Origin of the sequence: Tardiphaga sp. 215_C5_N2_1 (assembly GCF_052076055.1) — a bacterium.
GTDB lineage: Bacteria > Pseudomonadota > Alphaproteobacteria > Rhizobiales > Xanthobacteraceae > Tardiphaga > Tardiphaga robiniae.
In genome coordinates, this window is the sequence record NZ_CP197240.1 from 5,220,640 (window position 1) to 5,246,188 (window position 25,549).

The 25,549-nt window shown below is 60.9% G+C and carries 26 protein-coding genes; 16 read left to right on the top strand and 10 right to left on the bottom strand.

What is annotated here, in order from left to right; translation table 11 throughout:
- Nucleotides 1–48: 48 nt before the first annotated feature.
- A complete protein-coding gene (locus AB7828_RS24755; protein WP_089262750.1) occupies nt 49–519 on the bottom strand; it encodes an aminoacyl-tRNA deacylase in 471 nt (156 codons plus the stop codon).
- A 531-nt stretch (nt 520–1,050) separates the two neighbouring features.
- Between AB7828_RS24755 and AB7828_RS24760 the strand changes: the two genes are divergently transcribed.
- Nucleotides 1,051–2,229: a M20 aminoacylase family protein gene (locus tag AB7828_RS24760; RefSeq protein WP_441231430.1), complete on the top strand. Its 1,179-nt coding sequence runs from the start codon at nt 1,051–1,053 to the stop codon at nt 2,227–2,229.
- A 29-nt stretch (nt 2,230–2,258) separates the two neighbouring features.
- Here the strand turns inward: AB7828_RS24760 and AB7828_RS24765 are convergent, their stop codons facing one another.
- The gene (locus AB7828_RS24765; RefSeq protein ID WP_441231431.1) at nt 2,259–2,936 is read right to left on the bottom strand and encodes a GntR family transcriptional regulator; all 678 of its coding nucleotides are present in this window, start codon (nt 2,934–2,936) and stop codon (nt 2,259–2,261) included.
- 179 nt (nt 2,937–3,115) lie between these two features.
- Between AB7828_RS24765 and AB7828_RS24770 the strand changes: the two genes are divergently transcribed.
- The 4 genes from AB7828_RS24770 to AB7828_RS24785 all read left to right on the top strand — a co-directional run bounded on the left by AB7828_RS24770 (nt 3,116) and on the right by AB7828_RS24785 (nt 7,014).
- A complete protein-coding gene (locus AB7828_RS24770; RefSeq protein ID WP_441231432.1) occupies nt 3,116–3,739 on the top strand; it encodes a TRAP transporter small permease in 624 nt (207 codons plus the stop codon).
- A 1-nt stretch (nt 3,740) separates the two neighbouring features.
- On the top strand, nt 3,741–5,006 hold the full coding sequence (locus AB7828_RS24775) for a TRAP transporter large permease (RefSeq protein ID WP_089262743.1): 1,266 nt from the start codon (nt 3,741–3,743) through the stop codon (nt 5,004–5,006).
- A 28-nt stretch (nt 5,007–5,034) separates the two neighbouring features.
- Nucleotides 5,035–6,018: a TRAP transporter substrate-binding protein gene (locus tag AB7828_RS24780; protein WP_441231433.1), complete on the top strand. Its 984-nt coding sequence runs from the start codon at nt 5,035–5,037 to the stop codon at nt 6,016–6,018.
- A gap of 69 nt (nt 6,019–6,087) precedes the next feature.
- On the top strand, nt 6,088–7,014 hold the full coding sequence (locus AB7828_RS24785; RefSeq protein WP_068733701.1) for a dihydrodipicolinate synthase family protein: 927 nt from the start codon (nt 6,088–6,090) through the stop codon (nt 7,012–7,014).
- 78 nt (nt 7,015–7,092) lie between these two features.
- Here the strand turns inward: AB7828_RS24785 and AB7828_RS24790 are convergent, their stop codons facing one another.
- Entirely contained in the window at nt 7,093–7,242 is a 150-nt protein-coding gene (locus tag AB7828_RS24790) for a hypothetical protein (RefSeq protein WP_176454452.1), read from the bottom strand.
- 161 nt (nt 7,243–7,403) lie between these two features.
- Between AB7828_RS24790 and AB7828_RS24795 the strand changes: the two genes are divergently transcribed.
- A complete protein-coding gene (locus tag AB7828_RS24795; protein WP_068732883.1) occupies nt 7,404–7,652 on the top strand; it encodes a hypothetical protein in 249 nt (82 codons plus the stop codon).
- Nucleotides 7,653–7,689: 37 nt separating this feature from the next.
- Here the strand turns inward: AB7828_RS24795 and AB7828_RS24800 are convergent, their stop codons facing one another.
- Together AB7828_RS24800 and AB7828_RS24805 are read right to left on the bottom strand one after the other, a co-directional pair.
- Nucleotides 7,690–7,944 (bottom strand): hypothetical protein, encoded by a 255-nt coding sequence (locus AB7828_RS24800; RefSeq protein ID WP_089262737.1) that lies wholly within the window; start codon nt 7,942–7,944, stop codon nt 7,690–7,692.
- Complete coding sequence (locus tag AB7828_RS24805) at nt 7,944–8,180, bottom strand: hypothetical protein (RefSeq protein WP_068732887.1); 237 nt, start codon at nt 8,178–8,180, stop codon at nt 7,944–7,946. The genes AB7828_RS24800 and AB7828_RS24805 overlap by 1 nt, the downstream gene beginning before the upstream one ends.
- Before the next feature lie 219 nt (nt 8,181–8,399).
- Between AB7828_RS24805 and AB7828_RS24810 the strand changes: the two genes are divergently transcribed.
- Nucleotides 8,400–9,455, top strand: a complete 1,056-nt coding sequence (locus AB7828_RS24810; protein ID WP_441231434.1) for a HoxN/HupN/NixA family nickel/cobalt transporter — start codon at nt 8,400–8,402, stop codon at nt 9,453–9,455.
- A gap of 10 nt (nt 9,456–9,465) precedes the next feature.
- On the opposite strand, the gene AB7828_RS24815 is transcribed toward AB7828_RS24810, so the two are convergent.
- Together AB7828_RS24815 and AB7828_RS24820 are read right to left on the bottom strand one after the other, a co-directional pair.
- Nucleotides 9,466–10,296, bottom strand: a complete 831-nt coding sequence (locus AB7828_RS24815; protein ID WP_441231435.1) for a class II aldolase/adducin family protein — start codon at nt 10,294–10,296, stop codon at nt 9,466–9,468.
- Between the two features lie 50 nt (nt 10,297–10,346).
- Nucleotides 10,347–11,387, bottom strand: coding sequence for an MBL fold metallo-hydrolase (locus AB7828_RS24820; RefSeq protein ID WP_441231436.1), 1,041 nt, complete (start codon nt 11,385–11,387; stop codon nt 10,347–10,349).
- 145 nt (nt 11,388–11,532) lie between these two features.
- On the opposite strand from AB7828_RS24820, the gene AB7828_RS24825 reads away from it, so the two are divergent.
- Nucleotides 11,533–12,213 carry a DUF938 domain-containing protein gene (locus AB7828_RS24825; RefSeq protein ID WP_441231437.1) on the top strand — a complete coding sequence of 227 codons (681 nt, stop codon included), beginning with the start codon at nt 11,533–11,535 and terminating at the stop codon, nt 12,211–12,213.
- Between the two features lie 114 nt (nt 12,214–12,327).
- Complete coding sequence (locus AB7828_RS24830; protein ID WP_441231438.1) at nt 12,328–13,566, top strand: MFS transporter; 1,239 nt, start codon at nt 12,328–12,330, stop codon at nt 13,564–13,566.
- Between the two features lie 88 nt (nt 13,567–13,654).
- Here AB7828_RS24830 and AB7828_RS24835 read toward each other — a convergent pair whose 3' ends face one another.
- Complete coding sequence (locus tag AB7828_RS24835; RefSeq protein WP_441231439.1) at nt 13,655–14,878, bottom strand: LON peptidase substrate-binding domain-containing protein; 1,224 nt, start codon at nt 14,876–14,878, stop codon at nt 13,655–13,657.
- 221 nt (nt 14,879–15,099) lie between these two features.
- Nucleotides 15,100–16,416: an ActS/PrrB/RegB family redox-sensitive histidine kinase gene (locus AB7828_RS24840; protein WP_089262725.1), complete on the bottom strand. Its 1,317-nt coding sequence runs from the start codon at nt 16,414–16,416 to the stop codon at nt 15,100–15,102.
- A 109-nt stretch (nt 16,417–16,525) separates the two neighbouring features.
- On the opposite strand from AB7828_RS24840, the gene AB7828_RS24845 reads away from it, so the two are divergent.
- From AB7828_RS24845 to AB7828_RS24860, 4 genes are all read left to right on the top strand, one after another.
- Nucleotides 16,526–17,320 carry an ABC transporter ATP-binding protein gene (locus AB7828_RS24845; RefSeq protein WP_441231440.1) on the top strand — a complete coding sequence of 265 codons (795 nt, stop codon included), beginning with the start codon at nt 16,526–16,528 and terminating at the stop codon, nt 17,318–17,320.
- Entirely contained in the window at nt 17,317–18,132 is an 816-nt protein-coding gene (locus AB7828_RS24850) for an ABC transporter permease (RefSeq protein WP_320446585.1), read from the top strand. The genes AB7828_RS24845 and AB7828_RS24850 overlap by 4 nt, the downstream gene beginning before the upstream one ends.
- 136 nt (nt 18,133–18,268) lie before the next feature.
- Nucleotides 18,269–19,594, top strand: coding sequence for a polyhydroxyalkanoate depolymerase (locus AB7828_RS24855; protein WP_089262721.1), 1,326 nt, complete (start codon nt 18,269–18,271; stop codon nt 19,592–19,594).
- Between the two features lie 291 nt (nt 19,595–19,885).
- The gene (locus AB7828_RS24860) at nt 19,886–20,722 is read left to right on the top strand and encodes a M48 family metallopeptidase (RefSeq protein WP_441231441.1); all 837 of its coding nucleotides are present in this window, start codon (nt 19,886–19,888) and stop codon (nt 20,720–20,722) included.
- Between the two features lie 51 nt (nt 20,723–20,773).
- Here AB7828_RS24860 and AB7828_RS24865 read toward each other — a convergent pair whose 3' ends face one another.
- The gene (locus AB7828_RS24865) at nt 20,774–23,047 is read right to left on the bottom strand and encodes a transglycosylase domain-containing protein (RefSeq protein WP_441231442.1); all 2,274 of its coding nucleotides are present in this window, start codon (nt 23,045–23,047) and stop codon (nt 20,774–20,776) included.
- A gap of 276 nt (nt 23,048–23,323) precedes the next feature.
- On the opposite strand from AB7828_RS24865, the gene AB7828_RS24870 reads away from it, so the two are divergent.
- The 3 genes from AB7828_RS24870 to AB7828_RS24880 all read left to right on the top strand — a co-directional run bounded on the left by AB7828_RS24870 (nt 23,324) and on the right by AB7828_RS24880 (nt 25,519).
- Nucleotides 23,324–23,926 (top strand): ADP-ribosyltransferase domain-containing protein, encoded by a 603-nt coding sequence (locus AB7828_RS24870; protein WP_441231443.1) that lies wholly within the window; start codon nt 23,324–23,326, stop codon nt 23,924–23,926.
- Nucleotides 23,927–24,115 (top strand): hypothetical protein, encoded by a 189-nt coding sequence (locus tag AB7828_RS24875; RefSeq protein ID WP_441231444.1) that lies wholly within the window; start codon nt 23,927–23,929, stop codon nt 24,113–24,115.
- 660 nt (nt 24,116–24,775) lie between these two features.
- The gene (locus AB7828_RS24880; protein ID WP_441231445.1) at nt 24,776–25,519 is read left to right on the top strand and encodes a hypothetical protein; all 744 of its coding nucleotides are present in this window, start codon (nt 24,776–24,778) and stop codon (nt 25,517–25,519) included.
- Nucleotides 25,520–25,549: the final 30 nt, after the last annotated feature.

Below are 25,549 nucleotides of genomic sequence, written 5' to 3' on the forward strand. Positions count from 1 at the left end.
CTTTCCATTTGGGTCCGCGACGGTCGCCGCGGATCGCCGGACTAATCCTCAGTCATGCGCGCTAAAGCGCCCGTGCTGGGCGTTGGCCATCAGGCGCGCAAACTGCGCGTGACCCATATGAAGCAGCGTCTCGTGATCGCCAGCTTCCAGATAGACCTCCGGCTGCGCCTGGATGCTGTCGTCGACGATGATATCCAGCCCGTAGCATTTACCGACGGCAGGAACTGCACCGTGTGCGCAGTCGCGGAACAGCTGATGGATCTCGGTTTCATCGGCCATGTGGACATTGTCGCCGAGTGATGTTCTCAGGTCCGACAGGCGGAGGTGATGCGATGCGGGCAAGACGGCCAGTATATATTCGCCGTCGCGCCGCAACACGATGCCCTTGGCGAGGCGATCGCCCGAGATGTGGCATGCCTCAGCCGTGCCGGACGACGTCATGCGGAGTTCGTGCGGGATCACCTCGTATTGGATGTTTTCAGCGGCCAGGTATTTTTGCAGGGTGGGAGCAATGGTCATGGCGTGACCTCCGGGGCAAAATGCAAGCCATCCATCGTAAGGTCTTTGTCTGCAGACTCTCGCCGTGCGATGGGCGGCTGCGTGGTTATAGGCTCAGCATAGGCCTCCCATCCGACAGCTGCAATTCGTTATCGATGACCAACTCTCTCGCGAGATAATCAGGACCCCGCGCTGTCGATGGTGAGTGCGCGAGCGCCGCGACACTTCTTCCCCAAACGAGAGTGGCTGCTGTCCATTTGAGCGCATGAGGTGTTCAATCGAAATTATGTATCTGTTTCAACAGCATAAGGGTTCGCAGTCTTATTCTGAATGGCGTGCCATTTTCCGGAACGCTCAGCATTCACAGGCAGGCCGCTCGATCACGATGTCGATCATGTGGTGGCGCGCATCTCGCAGCCGCTAATCCCAACTGCTTGTTGTCACCACGGAGCGCTGAAGTGTGTGGCGCGCGCAGCGTGTGCGGCCGGTTGGTTGCGAGGGCAAGATCACCGGGCTAGCCTATGGGCAGGACAAGCCCAAAGGTGAGAGCATATGACCCCGCGCGAACGTCTCGACCAATTGCACCCGGAAATGACCGCATGGCGCAGGGATTTCCATGCGCATCCGGAGATTGGCTTCGAGGAGGAGCGCACCAGCGCGCTGGTAGCGGAGCGGTTGTCGGAGTGGGGCATCGAGGTGCATCGCGGCTTCGGCGGTACCGGCGTCGTCGGTGTGATCCGCGGCCGTCACCAGGCGGCCGGTAGCAACCGCGCCATCGGATTGCGGGCCGATATGGACGCGCTGCCGATGGAGGAGGGCGACGGTGTTGAATATCGCTCGCAGAATCCTGGCCGCATGCATGCGTGCGGCCATGACGGGCACACCACCATGTTGCTTGGTGCTGCGAAATATCTTGCCGAGACGCGCAATTTCGCCGGCACGGTGCATCTGATCTTTCAGCCGGCCGAGGAAGGGCTCGCTGGCGCCAAGGCGATGATGGACGACGGGTTGTTCGAGCGTTTCCCCTGCGATTCCATCTATGCGATCCATAACAGCCCGGACATGCCGCTCGGCACCGTCAAGGCGCTGACCGGCACGGCGCTGGCGGCGATCGATTATTTCAAGGTGACGCTGCGTGGCCGTTCCTCGCACGGTGCGCATCCGCATCAGGGTATCGATACGGTGGCGATGGCAGCGCAGGTGGTGAATGCGCTGAACGCGATTCCGTCGCGCCAGATCGATGCGCTGGAATCCGCCATCATCAGCATCGGCCAGATCCATGGCGGTACCTCGGACATCGTTCTGCCCGAGACGGTGGAGTTGCGCGGCTCGGTACGTACGCTGAAGCCCGAGGTGCGCGAACGCGTCGAGGAGTTCTTCATGCGCGCGGTGACGCTGACCGCGCAAGCCTGCGGCGGCATGGCGGAGATCGAGTATCGCCACGCCTATCCGGCCACGATCAACACGGCCGACGAGACGGTGCGCGCGGCAGAAGCGGCGGCGGCGGTGCCGGGCGTTACCGAGGTGCTGCGCGAAGGCAATCCAATTCTTGCCGGCGAAGATTTCGCGTTCATGCTCGAACGCAACCGTGGTGCCTATCTGATGTTCGGGCAGCGCACCGCCGACAAGGGCGGCGTGCCCGTTCACAATCCCGGCTACGATTTCAACGACGATCTCCTGCCGATCGGCGCGAGCTATCTCGCCGGTCTTGTGGAGCAGGAACTCGCATAAAACGAGTCGTTGCTGTTGACGCGGTCTGTCTAGGTCGCGCCGCTCTTCGGAATGGTGCGGCCGATGACGCGCAGAAGGTCTGCGCGCACCGACTCGATGTGACGTTCAAGGAAACGGCAGGCGTCATCGATCTTCTGGCTGCGGCACAGAGCGATGAGTTCGGCGTGTTCTTTCTCAGCGATGCCCATCGCGGTGGTCGTCGAGAGTTGCATGCGCGTGTAGCGGTCGCTGGTTTGCAGCAGCGCCATCACGATCGACTGCGTGCGCGGCTGCCGCGCCCGGACATACATCGCCATGTGGAAATCGGCGTTGAGCTGTCCCCATTCGCTGATATTGCCGGCGGCAATCGCCTTCTCGAAGCGGTGCTGGATGTCGTTGAGTGCAGCGAAGTCGTCGTCGACGAAATGCGGCGCGGACTCCGCCAGCATCCGTGGCTCGAGGATGGCCCGGAGATCGAACACGTCGTTGATTTCGTCGAGCGACAGTTCCGAAACGATGGCGCCCTTTTGCGGGACGATCTTCACCAGCCCTTCGGCCTCAAGCTGAAACAGGGCTTCCCGCACCGGAATCCGGCTGACGCCATAGGCCTCGCCCAAAGCGTCCTGGCGTAACTGCGCGCCGGCCGGATGGGTGCCGTCGAGGATCGCCTGGCGGAGTTGATCCGCGATCATGGCCGACAGGGTGCGGTGCTTTAGCGGCGCGCTCATTGATTTATCGAGCCTTTTCTCTGGATTTCGGCCGGATTGATCTCAGATCTCGTCCCGTCTTCGCTGCCGCACAAAAACTCCTCAAGGCGCGAATTTGTGCAAATCAGCGTTTGACAGGGAAATTGTATAAATTATACGATCCAAAAATCATATCACAATCGTGACAGCGGGGGCAGTTTATGAGTGACCAGACGATGTCGACGGCCCCGGCCATCGGGGCCCGCCGGGTCATCTTGGTGGCGTCCGCCGGGCTGCTGGCCTTCGAGCGGCTGGCTCTGATGGGCCTGATGTATCTGCTGACGGCGCTGATCCTGGTGAATGTCGTCACCCGCTATTCGCACTTCCCGATCTACTGGATCGATGAGTCGGCGGTGTATTCGGTGGTCTGGCTGACCTTCATCGGCGCCTCCGCCATGACCCGTCTGCGGCTCGATTTTGCGGTCACCATGATGACCGAGCGCCTGTCGGCCAGGAGCCAGCAGATATTCAAGATTATCGCCACGAGCACGGTGATCGTGTTCGGTATCGGTCTGATCGTCACCTGCATGCTCTGGATGGACCCGATCGGCCTTGCGCAAGCAGGCTTCGACGCGAAGAAGTTCGCGGGCCAGACCTTCAATTTCCTCTACACCGAGCGAACCCAGACGCTGAACTGGCCGACCTGGGTGCTCTATCTGACGCTGCCGATCTTCGCGGTGTCGATCACCATCCATGGCATTGCGAATCTGCTCGAGGACCTCGGCCTCGTCGCCAAGGTGCCGCCGAAAGGCTTCCAGCTCTCCGAACTCGACGGGGTGAACTGATATGATCACCTTCGCTGCATTCACGGTGATCATGCTGGTCGGCGTGCCGATCGGCCTCTGTCTCTGCCTCGCCGGCTTCGTCTACATCATGGCGTCCGGCAATCCGGTGCTGTTCCAGTCCTATCCGCTGCAACTGTTCGGCGGCGTCGACAGCTACGGTCTGATCGCGATCCCGCTGTTTATCCTGATCGGCGAGATTATGAATGGCGGCGGCATCACCAAGCGCATCGTCGACATGGCGATGGCCTTTGTCGGCTCGCTCAAGGGTGGACTGGCCTACGTCAACATCCTCGCCAACATGTTCATCTCCTCCATTCTCGGCTCGGCGACCGCACAAGTCGCGATCATGGCGCAGATCATGGTGCCGGAAATGGAGAAGAAGGGCTACGACAAGACCTTCGCTGCCGGTCTCACCGCCTACGGCGGCATGCTCGGCCCGATCATTCCGCCCTCGGTGATGTTCGTGGTCTACAGCGTGCTGGCGCAGGTGTCGGTCAGCGACATGCTGATCGCCGGTATCATTCCCGGCGTAATCCTGACCGGCATGTTCTGCGTCGTCATCGCGCTGATGGGCTACATCTACAACTATCCGCGCGCTGAATATCAGACGCCAAAACAGCGCGTGATGACCATCCTGCGCACCTCGCCGACCCTTTTGATTCCCATCGTCATCGTCGGCTCCATCCTCGGCGGTCTGGCGAACGCAACAGAATCGGCTGCCGTCGGCGCTGTCGCCGCTGCTGTTGTCGGCAAATACTGGACCAAGGAATTCGAGTGGTCGCAATTGCCGCAAATGATGCTGCGCTCGGGCATTTATTCGGCGATCGTGCTGTTTCTCGTTGCCGCGGCCGCCGTGTTTTCCTGGGTTTTGATTTTCGGCAAGGTGCCGCAGGAGACCGCCGCCTGGATCCAGACCGTCGCCAAGGATCCGATCAGCTTCATGCTGATCTGCAATGTCATCCTCTTGGTGATCGGTACCGTGATCGACGGCGTGCCCGGACTGATCATGACCGTGCCGATCCTTCTTCCCGTGGCCACCGAGATCTATCACATCGATCCTAGGCACTTTGGCGTCGTCGTCGTGATCAATCTCGTACTAGGCCTGCTGTCGCCACCTGTCGGGCTCTGCTTTTTCGTCGCCGCTGCCGTCACCGGCGCCAAGCCCGGCAAGATGTTCATGGTGACGCTGCCGTTCTTCTTCATCTCCTGCATCCTGTTGGTGCTGCTCTCGCTCTATCCGTATCTGTCTCTCGCCCTCATCAAGTAAGCCCCATACCCATCAAGGAGCCTCCGTCATGACCATCTCACGTCGTCGCTTCCTCGCCGCATCGGCAGCTGCTTCGGTGTTTGCGCCGTCGCTCGCATTGGCGCAGGCCAAGGAGCTGCGTCTCGGCCTGATCACGCCGAACGGCCATTCCTGGAACAAGGCTGCGCTGAAGCTCGCCGATCAGCTCAAGGAAGAGACCAAGGGCCGTCTCACCATGACGGTGTTTCACTCCGGCCAGCTCGGCAACGAAGCAGCGATGATGCAGCAGTTGCAGACCGGCGCGCTCGATATGGGCTTCATCCAGGCTGCCGAACTCGGTTCGCGCGTGCCGCATATCGCGGCGATCAACGCGCCCTATATCGTGCGCTCCACGCCAGCCGTGGCGAAATTCGTGCGTCATCCGGCGGCCGTCAAACTGTTCGACGTGCTGCCTGCGGAAACCGGCACCATTGGCCTCGGCTGGGGCATCACCGGCATGCGCGCGGTCTTCGCGGTCAAGGATCTCAACACGCTCGCTGATATCAAGGGCATGAAGCTGCGTATCAATCCGACGCCGGTCTATCGCGACTTCTACTCGTCGCTCGGCGCCGCACCGACGCCGATTCCGACGCCGCAGGTGTTCGACGCCATGTCGAATGGCCAGGTCGATGGTCTGGAAGCCGATCTGGAATTCTCCTGGAACCAGCGCTTCGACAAGGTGTCAAAGTCGATCCTGCAGATGAATGCCGTCTTCATGCCGATGGCTGCCGTCGTATCCGGCCGCGTCTGGCAGTCGCTGCCCGCCGCCGACAGGGAACTGATCACCAAGGCTGTCAAATCGACGCTCGATGCGCAGATCGACGAATTGGCCGCTGGTGAGCCGGCGCTGATCGAGAATTTCAAGGGCACGTCGGTGCCGGTGCGTCAGGTGGCCGTCAAGGATACCGAAGCCGTCATCGCTGAATTCGACAAGATCTGGCTGCCCAAAGCGCCTGTGCTCGCCGAGCTGCGCAAGGTCGGCGCGACGATCTGATCCTCAATTCCACCCATCGTTCTCATCAACCGGCGCGCTATGCGCGCCGGCATCACACGGAGTTTTGCCATGAGTCCCCGTATTTCCTGGGAAGGTGTCTTCCCGGCAGTCACTACCCAATTCCATGACGATCTGTCGCTCGACATCGACGCCACCGCGAAGGTCATGGACGGCCTGATCCGCGACGGTGTGTCCGGCCTGATCATCTGCGGCTCCGTCGGCGAGAACACCTCGCTGGAGCGCAAGGAAAAGATCGCGATCATGGAAGCGGCCAAGTCGGTCGCGAAGGGCCGCGTGCCCGTGCTTTGCGGTATTGCCGAATTCACCACGGCCTTTGCCGTGGATACCGCGAAGGAAGCCGCACGCGTCGGCATCGATGGCATCATGGTGATGCCTGCTTTGGTCTATTCGTCCAAGCCGCACGAGACTGCCGCCCACTTTCGTTCGGTCGCCACCGCCACCGATCTGCCGGTGATGCTCTACAACAACCCGCCGATCTACAAGAACGATGTCACCCCCGACATTCTCGCTACGCTGGCCGATGTCGACACGGTCGTCTGCTTCAAGGATTCGTCAGGCGATACACGCCGCTTCATCGACACGCGCAATATGGTCGGCGACCGCTTCGTGTTGTTCGCCGGCCTCGACGACGTCATTGTCGAGAGCGTGGCGATGGGCGCCGTCGGCTGGGTGTCCGGCATGTCCAACGCGTTCCCACGCGAAGGCGAGACGCTGTTCCGCCTGGCCAAGGCCGGACGACTCCAAGAGGCGATGGCGATCTATGAGTGGTTCATGCCGCTGCTGCATCTCGATGCGCGCCCGGATCTCGTCCAGTGCATCAAGCTGTGCGAAAACATCATGGGCCGCGGTACCGCACTGACCCGGCCACCACGTCTGGCGCTGCTGCCGCATGAAAAAGCGGAAGTGGAGGGAATCATGACCAAGGCGCTGCGTCACCGTCCGATGCTGCCGGATGTCGGCCTCAAGGCAGCTTAACGACTCGTCGCTATCTGAAATTTATCGGCGCGTCAGTCGTGGCGCGCCGATGTCTTATGTAGCGATGCCTTCGCACAGCTAGACATCTTCGTCGTCGCGATCGCGTTTCGGTGTGGCGATATCGCCGTCTTCCTCGTCGTCGTCAGGCCGCGGCGGCGCGGGGACGGGTTTTTGCTTGTCGTCCTTGGCCGGTTTGTCGTCGCGGGCTCCGCCCACTCGTCCGCTCATCATTTTCCCCGCCGGATTGCTTGTGTTGACCTCATTCTGACCGTGATTGAAGCAGATATTGCCGTAATCCCGCAATTGCCCTGTGTTTTTCCGCATGACCGTGTAAACGGGGGCGAATCCTGCCCGCTTTGAAATCGGGCGAATCTTGTTCTGGAGTGACGATGAAAAAACCGAAGTTAGAGCTCGACGAACCGCAGGCGCGCAAATTCATTCGCGCCGACAGGGCGCCGACCGAAGGTTATTCACTGGTGGTGGATGGCCATTTCAAATCCCATCACGATACGGTCGAAGCCGCGGAAGAAGCCGGCATGAAGCTGAAGAACCAGTTTCAGATGCTTCAGATCCAGGTCTACGATTCTGCGACCAAGACCCGTACCATGATCGAATGGCCTGCGCCGAGCGCGGCCTGAGATAGATCAGACCCTGCGAAAGCAGGTCCTGCGATAGTCAGGTCCTGCGGCCGCCGCTGCGCTGATCGGCGAGCCACGCTGCCAGGGCTTGTGCTTTTTCCGCCGATTTGCTCGACGATGTCTTGCTCGAAGACGTCTTGCCCGATTTCGTTGCGGTCTTCTTCTTGGCCGGCGCGGGGGGCGATACCGCTTCGCGGGCAAGGCGCATGGCCTTCAGTCGGGCCATGTTGTCGAGTACCGCTTTGGCCGCGGCGTCGCGTTCGGATTTCGTCGCTTTGTCGTCAGTTGGCATCAGCTCGTTTTCTTTTTTCTGGTAGCTTTCGGTTTGGGTTCGGGCGGGTTGGCTAGTTCTTCGGCTTCCCTGGCAAGGCGAAGCGCGCGCAGTTCCTCGGTCCGCTTGCGGATGGCGACATCGGCGGCCGCAATGTCGGCCATCGCCTTCACGCCTTCGGCTTCCTGCGCCGCCTTGCGGGCGAGCCGGATTTCCTTCAGTTCTGCGGGTGTCTTCTGTTCCTGTTCGGTGTCCATCAACGCCTCGGGTTAGGCCGCGCGATCGGCGCGCAGCGAACTCTGTGTCATTCTTATCACGTAGATATAGGAAGCGGCACCCCTGCTGCCACCTAACTGGCCGCTGCAGTTAATCGCTTTGTGCCGGAAATGCGGCGAATTCGACGCGAATGAGGCCAGGTTGCGTCCGTCAGGCCTTCCTGAGACAATCCGGTGGTAATCCGGACTGCAAGAATCTCCATGATCCGCACACTGTTCAACGATGGCGCCGACAACCTGCGCGGCCGCATCATCGCCATCTACGCCATTCTGATCCCTGCCAATGTGCTGGCCTGGATATGGGCCCTGGTCGCCTTCCGCGACCAGCCGGTGCTGCTGGGCACCGCGCTGCTCGCCTACACCTTCGGCCTGCGCCACGCTGTGGACGCCGACCACATTGCAGCCATCGATAATGTGACGCGCAAGCTCATGCAGTCCGGCAAGCGGCCGCTGTCCGTGGGCCTGTTTTTCTCGCTCGGTCACTCCACTGTGGTCGTCGTAGCATCCATCTTCGTGGCGCTGGCAGTGTCGGCACTGCAGGAGAAATTCGCGGACTTCAAGGAAATCGGCGGCCTGATCGGCACGAGCGTCTCGGCTTTCTTCCTGCTGATCGTGGCAGTGGCCAATATCTTCATTCTCGTATCGGTGTATCGCCTGTTCAAGGCAGTGAAGCGCGGTGAGCGATTCATCGATGAAGATCTCAATGTTTTGCTTTCGCAGCGCGGCGTCATCGGCCGCATGCTGCGTTCGGTCTTCGCCGTGATCTCGAAGAGCTGGCACATGTATCCGCTCGGCATCCTGTTCGGTCTCGGCTTCGACACCGCGACCGAAATCGCGCTGCTGGGCATTTCGGCCTCGCAGAGCGCCGATGGCATGTCGATGTTGTCGATCCTTGTATTCCCGGCACTGTTCACGGCGGGAATGTCGCTGGTCGATGCAACGGACTCGGTCTTGATGGTGCGCGCCTATGGCTGGGCTTTCGTGAAGCCGATCCGCAAGCTGTATTACAACATGATCATCACGCTGGTGTCGGTGATCGTGGCGCTGGTGATCGGCGGTGTCGAGGCGCTCGGCCTGATTGGCCGCAAGCTCGATCTGTCAGGTAGCTTCTGGGACGGCATCGAAGCGCTGAACGAGAATTTCGGCGCGCTCGGCTATCTCATCATCGCGATTTTCATCCTGAGCTGGATGATCTCGGTGATCGTCTATCGCGTCAAAGGCTATGACGACATCGAGGTACGGGTTCACGAGGCCTGATGCGGCGTCGCTATTTGGGCGCCATCTTTTCCAGCGCGGCGCGCTTCCACAGATCCCAGGCCCGGCCATGGATCTGGTCGATCACAGCCAGCGTTTTCTGGCTTTCCTCGCCCAGCAGATAGCTCACCGATCCGCCAAGCGCGAGCGCCTGCGACTGCAGCTGCGCATTGATGTTGCTGTAATGGGCGCGAAACACTGCCATCGGAATTGTGCTCGCCACGACGACACTGCCATGGCCCCGCATCAGTGCCACGCTGCGGTCACCGAGCGTACTGGCCAGCGCCTTGCCCAGCTGCGCGTTGCTGACCAGCATGTTGCTCATGCCGGCGCTGTCTCGGATCTCGAACACCGGCACGTCGGGAAACAGGAAGGCGCCGAGGTGGAACACCGGCCGCAGCGGCGTGCTGCTGACGCTGAAGGGGATGATCCCGGGCGAATGCGTATGGACGACAGCTTTGACATCGGGCCGGGCCTTGTAGATTTCGCCGTGGATGAAGCGTTCGAGAAAGCTGGCGCGTCCCTTCGCGTCGACGGGATTGGAGTCGAGATCGTATTCCATGATGTCGTCGGCCGTGACCAGCGCTGGCGCCACGGAGCGCCCCATCAGGTAGCGATTGGGATCGGTCGGGTGGCGCATGCTGACATGGCCGAAACCGTCGATCACATTGAGATCGGTTAGGACGCGGTTCGCCACTACTAGGTCTTGCATCAACGCCGGATCGACGGGGCCGGCAGATGTTGGCGCGGGGGGCTGTGCTGCGGTTTGTGCGGAGGCCGGTTGCAGGGAGAGTGCGAGCACAATTGCCAGCAGCATTGGCACAGCCGATCGTGTCGACGCCATGGTAGTCCTCCCCCTGTCAAGCGGCGGGTTGGTCCGCCTTGCTCGCTATATTATGCGGCCAACACCGGGCCGCCAGCTTTCTTCCACGCATCGATGCCGCCGTCCAGATGTGCGGCATTGTCGATCCCCGCATCCTTCGCGGCATTGACCGCCATGGCCGAACGTTCCCCAAAGGCACAGAAGAACACGATGCGGCGCTTGGTGGCAGTGGCGACCTCCCGCAACATGCCGCCGGGCTTGAGGCTGTCCGATATCGAAGGGTAGGGCGCATGCAGCGCGCCAGCGAGCACGCCGTGCTTGGCGCGCTCGCTGCTCTCGCGCAAGTCAACCAGCAGGATGGCGGGATCGCTGAGGTGAGCAATGGCCTCTCGCGGAGACAGCGCCAGGCCTTGCTTCTTCAGCGCGTCCGGCTTCAGCCCGACCTTCATATTGGCCGGGATCACCACATCCATCAGCTTCGGGTTCGGCAGGTTGAGCTTGCCCATTAGCTCGATGTAGTCCTCCACGGACTTCACCTGCAGCCGCGGATTGTAGCGCTTCTCTTCGCCGATGGTGCTCACGGTGTCGCCCTTGTAGTCGTGCGCCGGGAACACCATCGTCTCGTCGGGCAGCTTGAGCAGGCGGTTGAACAGTGAATCATATTGCGCCCGCGCGCTGCCGTTCTGGAAATCGGTGCGGCCGGTGCCGCGGATCAGCAGCGTGTCGCCGGTGAAGACGCGGTCGCCCATCAGATAGCTGTAGGAGTCATCGGTGTGGCCGGGCGTATACATCACATCGAGCTCGACGCCTTCGATCGTCACCTTGTCGCCGTCGCTGACACGCATGGCGACGACGTCGGCCTTGCTCTGGTCGCCCATGATGGTGACGCAATGGGTGCGATCGCGCAGTTCGGCAAGGCCGGTGACGTGGTCCGCATGGAGATGCGTATCGACCGCCTTCACAAGCTTCAGGTCGAGCTCGCGCAGCAACTGACAGTAGCGATCGACCTTTTCCAGGACCGGATCGAGGATCAGCGCCTCGCCGCCGTGGCGGCTGGCAAGCAGGTAGCTATATGTGCCGGACACACTGTCGAACAGCTGACGGAAGATCATAGGCGCACCAATTCTGCGTGGTCGATCCTTCTTCAGATCGGGTATTCGTCAGAATATTAACCCATTTGGCTGCGTTTGGACGATCTCTTTCTTCTCTTGTTCGTGAAGGCAAGTTCGGGATACTGCCCGCAGCAGTGAGGGCCTGATGGCGGAATATGTGGTCGAATTCGGTCGGGATGGCCGACGCGTGGAAGATGATGGCCGGCTCGATGCCGCAGCTTTCCATCGCAACCACGAGGCGATCTGGCGGGTTCTTGCGACTTTCCTGCAGCAGGCTTGCGGCGACGTTGTGGAAGTCGGCAGCGGCACCGGCCAGCATGTCATTCACTTCGCTGGACAAACGCCCGACATTACCTGGTGGCCGAGCGACCTCAACGACGCTCATCTCAAAAGCATCGCCGCCTGGCGCACCCATGCGAAATTGACGAATGTCAGACCGCCGCTGCGGATCGATCTGACCGATCCGGCATGGTGCCCGGAGATGGAGAACGGCAACGGCCCGGATGCGCTGCTCGCGGTGTTCTGCGCGAATGTCGTCCACATCGCGCCTTGGCCCGTCGCCGAAGGTTTGATCGCGGGCGCAGCAAGATATCTGCGGCCGGATGGACGTCTCTTTATCTATGGCCCGTTCAAGCGCGGCGGCAAACATACGGCCGTGAGCAATGCCGTGTTCGACACCAGTCTGCGCGACGGTAATCCTGAATGGGGCGTGCGCGATGTCGAGGATCTGGAGCACGTCGCGCAGAGCGTCGGCCTTCGGCTGGCTGAGGTCATCGAGATGCCCGCCAACAATCTGATTCTGGTATTTGCCCGGCCGCCTGAATGATCGGCGCATGGTGCATGCGCGCTGGCGTGTGTTGATCTGCCGCAGGGCGGTCGTCATAGTCGTGCTGAACAAAGGCCCCCGGACGAACCGGGCCACATCCGGGCGGATTTCCCCATGATCGACGCGGCTACCCCAGAGATTCACGATGACGCGCGCGCACGTTCCAACGTGATGCGGCTGGCTGCGGCGCAGGCGCTTGGCGGTGCCAATTCGGCGGTCATCTTCGCCACCGGCGCCATCGTCGGTGCAACACTGGCGCCCAGCGTCTCGCTCGCGACGGTGCCGATCTCGGTCTATGTCGTCGGACTTGCCTGCGGGACGCTGCCGGTCGGGATGATCTCCCGAGCCTATGGCCGCCGCGTCGCCTTCATCATCGGCAGTGGCGCCGGTGCGATCTGCGGCCTGCTCGGCGCCATCGCGATCCTGAAAGCATCATTCGCGCTGTTCTGCTGCGCGACATTCTTTGGCGGCTTCTACGGCGCGGTCGCGCAGTCCTATCGCTTCGCCGCCGCCGATGGCGCCAGCCCGTCCTATCGTCCGAAAGCCGTCTCCTGGGTGATGGCTGGTGGCGTATTCGCCGGCGTGCTTGGCCCGCAGCTCGTGCAATGGACCATGGATATCTGGTCGCCCTATCTGTTTGCTGCGAGTTTCGCGGCGCAGGCGGTAGTCGCCCTGATCGCGATGGCCTTGCTCTCCACGGTGGATGCGCCGAGGCCCGCGCCCGCGGACATGCATGGTGGCAGGCCGCTGCTGGAGATCGTGCGGCAGCCGCGCTTCATCGCGGCTGCAATTTGCGGCGTGGTGTCGTATTCGATGATGAATCTCGTGATGACCTCGGCGCCGCTGGCGATGAAGCTTTGCGGGCTGACGCTGAGCGATTCCAATTTCGGCCTGCAGTGGCACATCGTGGCGATGTACGGTCCGAGCTTCTTCACGGGATCGCTGATCGCACGCTTTGGCGCGTCGAAGGTCGTGGCCGCAGGTCTGGCGCTGGAGGCGATCGCCGCGGTGATCGGCATCGCCGGCATCAGCGCGATGCATTTCTGGGTCTGTCTCGTCGTGCTCGGCCTCGGCTGGAATTTCGGCTTCATCGGCGCTTCCGCGCTGGTGCTGGAGACCCATCGGCCGCAGGAGCGCAACAAGGTGCAGGCCTTCAACGACTTCCTGGTGTTCGGCCTGATGGCGGTTGGTTCGTTCTCGTCCGGCCAGCTGCTGGCGAATTATGGCTGGCCCACCGTGAATGCCGTGGTCTTCCCGCCGGTCATTCTCGGCCTGGTCGCGCTGATCATGGCCGGCTTTGTCAAGCGCCGGGCGTCGCAGCAGGCTGCGGCCTTTCCCGATCCGGCGGTCTAACCAAGGCGCATCACACACTTGCCGGCCGGGCGATCACCATCGCCCAAGCCGGCATTTGTGAACGACACTCTGGGACGTCCGGACGTCGTCAGACCGATCCTGTGTTTCCGGTGATCGAAGCAGCCACCAGTTTCTGGGTGATGCCTTGTCCGCTCAGCAGGCGGACAGCCGGGCTTCTTGTTTCGGGAAAGATGGCCATCAAGGTGTTTGACCCTCTCACTTCGGACCAGCCAAGCTCCTGCGCGTGAACCGCAGCACGCTGAGACACACGCACAAATGCTGCCGTCGGCTGGCCATTCTTGCCGGTCTCGATCATCAGGTTTTTCAGTTCCTTATCGAGGTAGCGGATCAGGTCGGCTTTCAACGTGCCGAAATCGGCATTGCAATCCCGCAGCACCGCGGCGGCATCGGTGTCATCGACCAGTGCAAGTAACAGGTGCTCCAACGTTGCATATTGATGGCCTCTCTGGTCGGCATATTCGATAGCGCGTCGCCGTGTCGCGTGAAGCGCGGGCGAAAGCGGCAGCGTCGACAGGTCGATGAGGGCATCGGCGCTTTTCAGCCTCTTTACGGGGTCGAGAGTCGCTAGCAGCTTCTGCTTTTCGCTGATCGGCAAGACGATATGCGAGGCGATGACGTCGGCAACCCGTCCGGGGTCGAGGGTTCTCTCCAGTGGCGGCCAAATCGGTGGCACGCGCATGTCGTGAGCCGAAATGTAGCTCTCGAACCGTTTGACTGCCTGCTGGATCAGTTCCGGTTCATCAGGAATCGGACCCTCACTCACGCCTGTAACGTCGGCTCTATACGAGCCGGTCTCGCCTACGAAGCGCTGAATCACGACGCGTTGACGTCCCTGTGCCAGAACCCTGAGCGTGCCGTCATCAAGCCTTTGAATTTCAAGCAACTGGGCGAGAACCCCAATGTCGTAGATGTCCTCGAAGCCAGGTTCGTCAACAGTTTCGTTCTTTTGAATAGCAAGCACGACCTCCCGCTGCCGCGCGAAGGCATCTTTCAGAGCGAGTATTGTTTTCTCCCGTCCGACAAAAAGCGGGTAGGTCGTTGTCGGGAATGGAACGAGATCTCTCAGAGGAATGGCCGGGTAGCTTGATATTCCGGTTTGAAGTTTGATAGTCGGCACTTCTGGCGAAGTTCGACCGACCTGCAGCATCGCAGACAAGGTATTCCAGTCAGCGACACCCAATATTCTCGATATCAGCTCCAGGCTTTCGCTGTGACTGATCGTGACGGCTTTGGTGGTGAGGTTTTCGCGCAGGGTCTGCGCCATAGCCTTTGCATCGCGAAAATCGCGCATCTGTTTCGTCCTTTGCGTGAGCGAACCAGGGGGCATCAGGTGGTTGCGTTGCTGACCCGGTCGCTCGGACAAAGGGTGTCGGCAAAGGAAGTGATACGTTCACCGTCCCGTTCAGGGCGCAACCGGCAGGTCGTATCAACCGAGATAAAATTGGCTCAAAGGCGTCTAGCTGTCAATGAGGTGCAACTGTCGGCTGCGTTCACGCGACAGTGAGACCTGTATCAGTCGACATCGGCCAACTGGTCCGCAGTCTCGAACGCGTCGCGTGGCCATGAGATTTGCACCACCGCGCCGTGATCGGGAAATACACGATTGCTGAAAGTGACTCTGGCGCCGGTACGCTCCAGCAGCGTGCGCGCGATGAACACGCCGAGGCCGAGGCCGCGGTGTTCGCCCTCCTCGGCGGGGCGCCGACGCGACAGATAGGGCTCGCCGATCCGCTTCAGCAGGTCTGGCGGAATGCCCGGGCCATCGTCCGAGATCGAGATCACGATACTTTCCGCATTCCACCAGGCGTTCACTTCAACCTGCTCCCGCGCGAAATCGACCGCATTCTCCAGAATATTGCCGACGCCGTAGAGGATCGCCGGATTGCGCATGCCGGCTGGTTCGGGGGCGTTGGCGACGGCGATACGTATCTTGATGGCAATGCCAAAGTCGCGATGCGGCGCCACCGCTTCCTCGATCAGCTGCGAGAGCGGCATGCGGTCGAATGGCGCGCCGCTCGAATTCAGCTGCGTGATCTTGGACAGAATCTCGCGGCAGCGCTGCGCCTGTTCGCGGACGGTCTTCAGGTCATCGGCAAGTTCCGGGTTGTTGTGGATGTTCTTCTCGAGCTCCCGGGAGATCAAGAAGATGGTCGAGAGCGGCGTTCCCAATTCGTGCGCGGCAGCGGCGGCGAGACCGTCGATCTGGGTCAAATGCTGCTCGCGCGTCAGCACCAGTTCGGTGGCGGCGAGTGCGTCCGAAAGCTTGCGGGCTTCCTCGGTGACCTGAAACGCATAGAGGCTGGTCACGCCGATGGCGGTCAGGATCGAGAACCAGACGCCGAGCAGATAGATTTGCGGCAGCACCAGCGGTTCTGCGGAGTCCCATGGTAGCGGCAGATGAAAGAAGGCCAGCACGGTGGCAGAGGCTGCCGCGAGAACGCCGAGCGCGATGGTGAACCGCGTCGGCAATGCCGTCGCCGAGATCAGCACCGGTGCCAGAAACAGAAACGAGAACGGATTCTGCAATCCGCCGGTGCAGTAGAGCAGGCCCGCGAGCTCGATGATATTGAGCGCGAGCAGGGCAGCTGCGAAGAGCGGTTCCAGGCGGTGGACCGGATTGAACAGCGTCTGCAGCACGAGATTGAGGGTCGCCGACAGGCCGATGATCGTCACGCAGGGAATGATGGCGACGTCGTATTCGAGCCCCTGCACCACGACGAAGATCGCAGCCAACTGGCCGAGCGCGGCGAGCCAGCGCAAACGCAGGATCGTGTCGAGGCGAACATAACGGCGCGGCTGGCGAAAGTCGGAGGCGGAAATATCGGTCATATCAGGACATTAGACGCCCCGGGCGATGACCACAAACCCATGCGGGCTGCGGCCACTTGAAGCGCCCAAGCTTGCCTTCGCCGCCACAATGCCGCATGGAACGGCAGCAATGACGATTGAAGACACCAAGTCAGGTCATGCGGCGACGGCTGATCGCAATGCTGCGGCGGCGATCGACGTCGCTCATCTCGTCAAATTCTACAAGACCAACTGCGCCGTGGACGACATCTCGTTCAAGATCGCGCGCGGCAGCATCACCGGTCTCCTGGGCGGCAACGGCGCCGGCAAGACCACCACCATTGCCATGATCATGGGGCTGACGCTGCCGACCTCGGGCAAGGTCTCGGTGCTCGGCTGTGCGATGCCGGCGCAATCAGCCGAAGTGCTCGGCCGGATGAATTTTGAAAGCCCCTACGTCGACATGCCGATGCGACTCACGGTCCGGCAGAACCTCACCGTGTTCGGAAAGCTCTATGCCGTGCCTGACCTCAAGGGCCGCATCGCGCAACTGGCCGAAGACCTCGATCTCACGGATTTTCTCGACCGCGCCAGCGGCAAGCTCTCTGCAGGCCAGAAAACGCGCGTCGCGCTGGCCAAGGCGTTGATCAATGCGCCCGAGCTGTTGCTGCTCGATGAGCCGACGGCCTCGCTCGACCCGGATACCGCGGACTGGATCAGGCGACATATCGAGACCTATCGCAGGAGCAACAACGCCACGATCCTCTTGGCCTCGCACAACATGCTGGAAGTCGAGCGGTTATGCGACCGCATCATCATCATGAAGAAGGGCCGCATCGAGGACGACGACAGTCCGGAGCAGATATTGCTGCGCTATAACCGCACGACTCTGGAAGAGGTATTTCTCGACGTCGCGCGCGGTCGCGACCGGGAGCAGGCGCCATGAGCCTCGTAGAGCGGTCACACGGCATCGCCATGCATCGCATCAATGCGATGGTGCTGCGCTACTGGTATCTGTTGGTGTCGTCGTGGCCGCGGATGCTGGAACTGGTCTATTGGCCGGCGCTGCAGATCATCACCTGGGGCTTCCTGCAGAATTACATCTCGCAGAATGCCGGGTTCTTCGCCCAGGCCGGCGGCACGCTGATCGGCGCAGTGATCCTGTGGGACATCCTGTTTCGCGGCCAGCTTGGCTTCTCCATCTCCTTCCTCGAGGAAATGTGGGCGCGCAATCTCGGTAATCTGATGATGAGCCCGCTGAAGCCGATCGAGTTTCTGATCTCGCTGATGATCATGAGCCTGATCCGCCTCGCCATCGGCATCATCCCGATGGTGATTCTCGCAATGTTCTTCAAATTCAACCTGTTCGCGCTCGGCCTGCCGCTGATCGCGTTCTTCTGCAACCTGATCTTCACGAGCTGGTCGCTCGGTATCTTTGTGTCGGGTCTGGTACTGCGCAACGGCCTCGGCGCCGAGAGCATTGTCTGGACGCTGATGTTCGGGCTGATGCCGCTGGCCTGCGTCTACTATCCAGTCTCGGTGCTGCCGACGTGGCTGCAATATGTCGCCTGGGCCTTGCCGCCGACCTATGTGTTCGAGGGCATGCGGGCGCTGCTGTTCGATCACACCTTCCGCGCCGACCTGATGTTGACTGCGCTGGCCATCAACGTCGTGCTGTTTATTGTTTCATTCGCGATATTTCTTGGGCTTTTGAACAGCGCCAGGCGCGCCGGAATGCTGATCTCCGGCGGCGAATAAGACCATTTATCAAGGGATAACCGCCGTTTTTACCGCCAATGGCCTGAAAGCCATGCGTGCGGCGCATTGACGCTTTCTTACGCAGACACCAGTATATACTGCAGCGCAAAAGCAGACGCTCAACGAGTGAGGACAGATGCCGATAGGTGAATTTGGCAGGCCGCCAGCCCTGCCGTCCGAGACGAGCCCGGCTCTGACCACCCCGATGTACTGGATGTATGAGATGGCCTACGCGTCGCTCAATCCGGCGCGCGCGATGACAGACGCTACCAGGATGCTGTTTCAGAATCCGCTGAATCCGTTCTCGCAGACTGAGTTCGGCAAGTCGGTGACGGCGGGCTGCGAATTGTTCGAACGCACCACGCGCCGCTACGGCAAGCCGGAATGGGGCCTGCACGATACCGACGTGAACGGCGTGCGCACGCCGATCGAGATTCGCTCGGTGTGGGAAAAGCCGTTCTGCCGTCTGTTGTATTTCGATCGCAAGCACCCGCGTCCGCTGCGCGCACCGCAGCCGCGCGTGTTGATCGTGGCGCCGATGTCCGGCCATTATGCGACATTGCTGCGTGGTACCGTCGAGGCCTTCCTGCCGACCCATGAGGTCTACATCACCGACTGGTCGGATGCGCGTCAGGTACCTCTGGCCGCGGGCCGCTTCGATCTCGAAGACTACATCGACTATGTGATCGAGATGTTCCACGTGCTCGGCGGCAACGTCCATGTTCTCGCCGTCTGTCAGCCCGCCGTGCCGGTGCTTGCTGCGGTGTCGGTGATGGAAGCCGAGAACGATCCCTATGTGCCCCTGTCGATGACGCTGATGGGCGGCCCGATCGATACACGCCGCAATCCGACCGCTGTGAACAATCTCGCGGCCGAAAAGGGCATGGATTGGTTCCGCAACAACGTGATCACCAAGGTGCCGTTTCCGCATCCAGGTATCATGCGCGACGTCTATCCAGGCTTTTTGCAGCTCAGCGGCTTCATCAGCATGAATCGCGACCGCCACGTGGAAGCACACAAGAAGCTGTTCGAGAACCTGGTGAAGGGCGATGGCGATCTCGTGGACAAGCATCGCGAATTCTACGACGAATATCTGGCGGTGATGGATCTGACTGCAGAGTATTACCTGCAGACCGTCGATACCGTGTTCGTCAAACATGCGCTGCCGAAGGGCGAGATGACCCATCGCGGCAAGCCTGTTGATCCGTCGAAGGTCGTCAACGTTGCGCTGATGACCGTCGAAGGCGAGAACGACGATATTTCCGGCCTCGGTCAGACCGAGGCGACGCATATGTTGTGCAGTTCGATCCCCGATGAGCGTCGTGTGCATTACGTTCAGAAGGGCGTTGGACACTACGGCGTGTTCAATGGATCGCGATTCAAATCTGAAATCGTGCCGCGCGTGTCTGACTTCATGCTGAGCGCAGCAAGCGCGCGCCATCGCGCCGCTGCTGCTGAGTGATTCAACACGCGCACATGCGGTGACGATGCATCGTCATCGCATGTGCGCGATCACCATCGATGAATCGAAAACAACATCGTTGAAATGCGCGATCATCGCGGGTGAGTTGCGATGGCGCGCTTTCTAAGCCCTTGAAAATAGGCATGGAAACCGGATTTTCCGCCTATTTCTAGCAGCGGTGCGCGATTCACTCTTAGATTCCGAAATTCAACGTTCTTTTGAATCCAGATTCCTGTTCCGGACCCCATCCGGTAGGGGACAAATCGCCTTTTGACCCCGTATATTGGGCAAATGATTTGTTTTTGCGCCGAGCAATTCCCGTGGCGGCGGTTATGGCAGAATCCGGTCGATCTACTGACGATCGGGACTACTGACATGGCCTTCCGCGCACTTCTCTACCGCCGCCCCACCGAACCAGACACGCTTGCCGTCAAACACGGCTCCCAGATCTTCGCCATACGCCTGCGCAGGCACCGCCGTGCGACGCGTTATACGCTGCGCATTCATCCGAGCGAGCGCGAAGCGATCCTGACCATGCCGCCGCGTGGGTCATTGGCCGATGCAAAGGACTTTGCACAACGTCATGGCGCCTGGATCGCCGCGCGTCTCGGCCGTTTGCCGAAGGCAGCACCCTTCGAACACGGCACAACGGTTCCGTTGCGGGGAACTCCGCATAGAATCGTGCACCGCGCGGGGCGGGGGACGGTGTGGACCGAGACCCGCGACAACGGCGAGAAGATCATCTGCGTCGCCGGCGATGTCGAGCATATCGACCGACGTATCCACGATTTCCTCAAGCGCGAAGCCAAGGCCGATCTCGTCAAGGCATCGAACCGCTATGCGGCGCAGCTGAACGTCAAGGTGAAGCGGATCTCGATCCGCGATCAGTCGAGCCGCTGGGGGTCCTGCACCACCGAGGGGTCGCTGTCGTTCTCGTGGCGTCTGATCCTCGCGCCGCCCTTCGTGCTGGATTATCTCGCGGCCCATGAAGTCGGGCATCTCGTCGAGATGAATCACTCGGTGAAGTTCTGGCGCGTGGTCGGGCGCATCTGCCCGGCGACCGAACGCGCCAAGGCCTGGCTCGATACCCATGGCAACGACCTGCATCGCTTCGGCGTGCAGGACTGAGCTTCCTGTCCCGGCCGCGGTGCTGTGCATCGTGTCCGGGACGCTCGCTCACTATCTCCCGAACAGTCGCTCCGTCAGCCAGCCATCGAGCCCGCTCGCGGCTTCAGGCCGCACATTCTGTTGTGGCTGCTGGCGCGCGGCGGGGTAGTTGGTTTGCGTTGGCGCCGGCGGCTGCGGACGATAGCCGTTATAGACGGGGGCGCTTGGCACATAGCCGCGTTCCGGTGGCGCTGATGGCGACGGTGCGGGCGATCCGGGCAGCAGGCTCGACAGCGCCTGGCCGATCGGATTGGTGCTGAACGAATTCGACGGCGCCAATCCCGGCACGGGCTGCGGCTGCAGGCCCTGATGCGCGGTCTTCATGAAGCGCGACCAGATCTCTACCGGCAACCCGCCGCCGGTCGCCTTCTTGGTCGGCGAGTTGTCGTCATTGCCGAGCCAGACGCCGGTGACGAGCTGCGACGTGTAGCCGATGAACCAGGCGTCGCGGAAATCCTGGCTGGTGCCGGTCTTGCCCGCGGCCTGCCAGCCCGGCAGTTCGGCCTTCTTGGCGCTGCCGGACAAAATCGTCTGCTGCATCATGGTGTTCATCATCGCCACGGCGCGGCCGTCGATCACCTGGCTCGCGGTCTCCGCCGGGCGCGTATACAGCGTCTTCTTGCCTTCCACCGTGCGGATGCGGTTCACCACATGGGGCGACACGGCGAGGCCGCCATTGGCGAAGGGCGCATAGGCGCCGACCAGTTCGGTCATCGACACTTCGGACGTGCCGAGCGCGATCGAGGCATTGGCTTCCAGCTTGGAGGCGATGCCCAGCCGATGTGCCGTGCGCACCACGCTGGCCGGGCCGACCTCGATGCCGAGCCGCACCGCCACCGTGTTCAGCGACATCGACAGCGCCTGGGTCAGCGTCACCGAGCCGAAATATTCGTGGGTGTAGTTCTCCGGCTTCCAGCCCTTGATGTCGATCGGCGCGTCGGTGCGGATCGTCTCCGGCGTCAGCCCCGCCTCGATGGCGGTGAGATAGACGAACGGCTTGAAACTCGATCCCGGCTGGCGCTTCGCGGTCACCGCGCGGTTGAACTGGCTCTCGGAGTAATTTCTGCCGCCGACCATCGCGCGCACCGAGCCGTCCGGCGTCATTGCCACCAGCGCGCCCTGCGTCACGTTGAATTTCACGCTCTTGGCCGCCAGTTCGTCGATGATGGCGGCTTCCGCCACGCTCTGCAGCTTGGGATCGATGGTGGTTTCGACAATGATGCTCTCGTCGACCTGGCCGACGAGGTCGTCCAGCACTTCGCCGATCCAGTCGGCGACATAATTCACCGTGCCGGCGCCGACCGGCTTGACGTTGTATTGCGGCACGCCGGTCGCGCCCTTGGCCTGCGCGGCCGTGATGAACTCGGCGTCCTGCATCGCCGCCAGCACCACCTTGGCGCGGGCCTCGGCGCCTTCCGGATTGCGGTTCGGCGCGAGGCGCGACGGCGACTTCACGAGTCCCGCCAGCATCGCCGCTTCCGCGACGGTGACGTTCTTCGCCGGCTTGCCGAAATATTTCTGCGCCGCAGCTTCCACGCCGTAGGCGCCGGAGCCGAAATAGACCCGGTTGAGATACAGTTCCAGGATCTCGGCCTTGGAATGTTTGCGCTCCAGCCAGAACGCCAGCTCCACTTCCTGCAGCTTGCGCGCCATGGTGCGCTCCTGCGTCAGGAACAGGTTCTTGGCGAGCTGCTGCGTCAGCGTCGAGCCGCCCTGCGACACGCCGCGATGCATCAGGTTGGTCGCCGCCGCGCGCGCGATGCCGATCGGGTCGACGCCGTAATGCGAATAGAACCGCCGGTCCTCGATGGCGATGAACGCCTTCGGCAGATAGGGCGGCAGATCCTTCAGCGACACATTGGCGCCGGCCTGTTCGCCGCGCGTCGCCAGCACCGTGCCGTCCATGCCGACGATCTGAATCGTCGGCGGGCGCTTCGGAATTTCCAGCGATTGGATCGGCGGCAGATGCGCGCCGACATAGATCACGACGCCGACAATGGCGATCGCCGCCCACAGGCCGAGCACCGCGCCCCAGTAGAACAGCCGCTTGACGCCTTTGCCGAGGCCGCCGGAGCTGCGCGCCTTGCTGGATGTCCGGGATTTGCGCGGCTTGTCGCCGCCGCCGCTATTGGACTCGCGCTTCGGCGCCTGCTTGGGTGTTTTCTTGGGTCGGTCATCGCCGCCGCCGGGCACGCGATCATCCGCCGTGAGGCGCAGATCGGACAGCGCCGCGCCGATCCCGAAGGTCGGCTCCTTGCGCCCGTTCTTTTTCTTGCCCCACGCCATACGCAAACACCACGCCACCCGATACCGCGAGCCTAGCCTCCGCGGTTTAAGGGGCGGTTACGCAGAAGTTAACGTAAGGGAAACGCGGTTCCATGGTGAGACCGCTTGAGCCTGCGCATGCGCGGCTTTGCCTACGCTGTCGGGCGGGATGTGGCCGTCGCCACACTCTCGGTGTCATCACCGGGCTTGACCCGGCGATCCGTCCGCGAATAATTCCTGTGCCTTTGCGACAAGTCGGTATGCAATCCTTTCCAACGACCGTCGGATATAGATCGCGTGCGGGGAGCCGAGTTTCTTGAGGTGCTAAGGCGTCTCATCGGTGTCGATGAGGCCGCGCGCTGCGCGCGAAGGATCAGCAGCCCTTCGGCATTGGATGAGATATTTCACGGTCAGATAACGAATACAGAGGCGCTGGCGTTCTTCGTCTATTCGACTGCCAACGGCTGGCATAGCTACATCAATGAGCAACTTTGGTCCGGGCGTCCTGATCCGGATGTGATCGCGTTCGCGCAGGTTCTGGATGCCGGGTTGGGCAAGATCGTTCCCATCACAGGAAAACAGGCGACCGTTTATCGAGGCTATCACGCCGCCGACATGGCTGCATTCGAAGCCCACTACGTTCCGGACGGGATCGTAACCTTCCCCGCGTTCACGAGCGCCTCATTCTCCGAGGCTGGCGCCTTTGGAGGAAACGTCCTGTTTATCATTCGGGCCTTAAATGGACGGGCGATCTGGTGGTTGTCGCCCAATTTTCACGAGGAAGAGGCGCTTCTCCCGACCGGCTGTCGATTTCGGGTGGTCGACAAGGAATTTCTTTCCGTCGGCAGTGAACCCGTCAAGCTCGTCATCGTTCTTCAAGAGATTGATCAGAGACCCTAGATGACCGATCGAGATCAGACACCACCCGGCAAAGCCAGCGTTCCCAGCCTGCATCTGGAAGAGAGCGTGTTGTCAGGTCGTATCACGCAGGCCGAGGCCGACGTGATCAAGTCGTTCTTTGCAAGTAAGCTAGCGCCTAATTGGCCCGCATCCGACCTGCAGCGCCGCATGCAAGGCTCCGGCGGTTGAGCCGCACACCGCTTCACCTGTCAAACAGCCACGCCATTCCCTGGAAAAAATCTCTGCGCCCACGCGCCGTCCGTATCGCGCCCTTGGCGCAAAGCGGGCCTTCCAGTTTTCCCCCTCGCAAATGAGGGGGATGACGCGCCGAAAGGCGCAACTTCAACGTTCTCGCGTGCCGCTCGGACTTTGCGAAAGCCCTTGCGATCCGCGCATCGCCTTTCGGCGCGCCATCGCGGCTTTTCTGTTCGAGGGACCGTGCTTCCGGGTACTGGGCAGGACTAATGAAAGTCCTTCGTTCCGGTCAGGCTTTCGCCCGCCTTCACCCGCACCCGTCCAGCCGCAAGCGGCAGAGCCCCGTAGTGGGCCCGGACGGTGACCCTCGACCTCCCGGGTCCATGCTTGCGAGGCACGTCCGCAGGCGCCGCATCCAAACTCCACTTCGAAAGCGCCCTCGAGAAGCGCCCCTCGTGAGTAGGACATGAAGGAATATAGTCTGAATGAGCGTCAAGTCAATGGCGTATAGCAGTCAGGTGACCAGTTAGGATTTATACAAAAGCCGTACGCGAAGGTCGCATTGCGCTCAGGACGTCTGATGTATAGCTTTTCTTTGGGATTTTCGCGTCAAATAGGCTGTCAACAGCCAGCGTTTCAACTACAAGCGGTCATATGAGCGGTTCGACGATCCAATGGGATGCAAATTTATTGCAGGTGGCGCTCTTCAGCAAAGTGCCATTTCCGATGTCGTTGGACATCTACTCTGCGCTCATGGGGGTGCCTGCTGATAGCAGCGAAGAACGTCCCAAAGAGGGTGTTCGTAGGCAAACAGGTGTAGCGGGTAATACCTATATACAAATCGGGATAACACCTGTCCGGATCGATATAGTATTTGCTCCAGTCCAAGAAGCTGTGTCTCTCGATGTCACTTCACTTCAAACTTCGATCGGTCCTTTTGAAGAAGAACTGAAAAAGTTTGCGAAGCTGATTTTGGGTTGGCTTCCGCAGATAGAAGTACCCCTACTTCGTATTTCGTTTATTGGCGTAGCTGTCGCCCCTGCGTCTTCACGCGACGAGTCTTACAGCATTGTGGCGCAAAGCGTGAAGTCTTTGAAGGTCGATACAAGTATGCATGACCTAATGTATCGAGTGAATTGGCGTGCCCCTACCGACCTTGTCCCGGAGAAGTACTTAAACCGGTTGACTACATGGTCCTCGTTCAAGTTCAGGATTTCGGCGGGTCTTGATCAATCGAATGCAATGGAAATAGGCGAAAGAAATTTCGCGCGGCTAGACCTCGATATTAATACGCCGGGTGAGCGGGTTGAGCCCCTAGTTCATAAGGATATCGGTCCTTTGTTTGAGGAACTTTTTCGTTTAGCTGCAGAAAATATTGCTCAGGGTGAGTGTAAATGAGTGCGGTTAGGCCGAGTAAATTTGAAGAAG

What these genes read in the sequence shown, in the direction of transcription:
- AB7828_RS24755 (WP_089262750.1), bottom strand. Translation starts at nt 519, where the DNA reads ATGACCATTGCTCCCACCCTGCAAAAATACCTGGCCGCTGAAAACATC.
- AB7828_RS24760 (WP_441231430.1), top strand. Translation starts at nt 1,051, where the DNA reads ATGACCCCGCGCGAACGTCTCGACCAATTGCACCCGGAAATGACCGCA.
- AB7828_RS24765 (WP_441231431.1), bottom strand. Translation starts at nt 2,936, where the DNA reads ATGAGCGCGCCGCTAAAGCACCGCACCCTGTCGGCCATGATCGCGGAT.
- AB7828_RS24770 (WP_441231432.1), top strand. Translation starts at nt 3,116, where the DNA reads ATGAGTGACCAGACGATGTCGACGGCCCCGGCCATCGGGGCCCGCCGG.
- AB7828_RS24775 (WP_089262743.1), top strand. Translation starts at nt 3,741, where the DNA reads ATGATCACCTTCGCTGCATTCACGGTGATCATGCTGGTCGGCGTGCCG.
- AB7828_RS24780 (WP_441231433.1), top strand. Translation starts at nt 5,035, where the DNA reads ATGACCATCTCACGTCGTCGCTTCCTCGCCGCATCGGCAGCTGCTTCG.
- AB7828_RS24785 (WP_068733701.1), top strand. Translation starts at nt 6,088, where the DNA reads ATGAGTCCCCGTATTTCCTGGGAAGGTGTCTTCCCGGCAGTCACTACC.
- AB7828_RS24790 (WP_176454452.1), bottom strand. Translation starts at nt 7,242, where the DNA reads ATGAGCGGACGAGTGGGCGGAGCCCGCGACGACAAACCGGCCAAGGAC.
- AB7828_RS24795 (WP_068732883.1), top strand. Translation starts at nt 7,404, where the DNA reads ATGAAAAAACCGAAGTTAGAGCTCGACGAACCGCAGGCGCGCAAATTC.
- AB7828_RS24800 (WP_089262737.1), bottom strand. Translation starts at nt 7,944, where the DNA reads ATGCCAACTGACGACAAAGCGACGAAATCCGAACGCGACGCCGCGGCC.
- AB7828_RS24805 (WP_068732887.1), bottom strand. Translation starts at nt 8,180, where the DNA reads ATGGACACCGAACAGGAACAGAAGACACCCGCAGAACTGAAGGAAATC.
- AB7828_RS24810 (WP_441231434.1), top strand. Translation starts at nt 8,400, where the DNA reads ATGATCCGCACACTGTTCAACGATGGCGCCGACAACCTGCGCGGCCGC.
- AB7828_RS24815 (WP_441231435.1), bottom strand. Translation starts at nt 10,296, where the DNA reads ATGGCGTCGACACGATCGGCTGTGCCAATGCTGCTGGCAATTGTGCTC.
- AB7828_RS24820 (WP_441231436.1), bottom strand. Translation starts at nt 11,387, where the DNA reads ATGATCTTCCGTCAGCTGTTCGACAGTGTGTCCGGCACATATAGCTAC.
- AB7828_RS24825 (WP_441231437.1), top strand. Translation starts at nt 11,533, where the DNA reads ATGGCGGAATATGTGGTCGAATTCGGTCGGGATGGCCGACGCGTGGAA.
- AB7828_RS24830 (WP_441231438.1), top strand. Translation starts at nt 12,328, where the DNA reads ATGATCGACGCGGCTACCCCAGAGATTCACGATGACGCGCGCGCACGT.
- AB7828_RS24835 (WP_441231439.1), bottom strand. Translation starts at nt 14,878, where the DNA reads ATGCGCGATTTTCGCGATGCAAAGGCTATGGCGCAGACCCTGCGCGAA.
- AB7828_RS24840 (WP_089262725.1), bottom strand. Translation starts at nt 16,416, where the DNA reads ATGACCGATATTTCCGCCTCCGACTTTCGCCAGCCGCGCCGTTATGTT.
- AB7828_RS24845 (WP_441231440.1), top strand. Translation starts at nt 16,526, where the DNA reads ATGACGATTGAAGACACCAAGTCAGGTCATGCGGCGACGGCTGATCGC.
- AB7828_RS24850 (WP_320446585.1), top strand. Translation starts at nt 17,317, where the DNA reads ATGAGCCTCGTAGAGCGGTCACACGGCATCGCCATGCATCGCATCAAT.
- AB7828_RS24855 (WP_089262721.1), top strand. Translation starts at nt 18,269, where the DNA reads ATGCCGATAGGTGAATTTGGCAGGCCGCCAGCCCTGCCGTCCGAGACG.
- AB7828_RS24860 (WP_441231441.1), top strand. Translation starts at nt 19,886, where the DNA reads ATGATTTGTTTTTGCGCCGAGCAATTCCCGTGGCGGCGGTTATGGCAG.
- AB7828_RS24865 (WP_441231442.1), bottom strand. Translation starts at nt 23,047, where the DNA reads ATGGCGTGGGGCAAGAAAAAGAACGGGCGCAAGGAGCCGACCTTCGGG.
- AB7828_RS24875 (WP_441231444.1), top strand. Translation starts at nt 23,927, where the DNA reads ATGACCGATCGAGATCAGACACCACCCGGCAAAGCCAGCGTTCCCAGC.
- AB7828_RS24880 (WP_441231445.1), top strand. Translation starts at nt 24,776, where the DNA reads ATGAGCGGTTCGACGATCCAATGGGATGCAAATTTATTGCAGGTGGCG.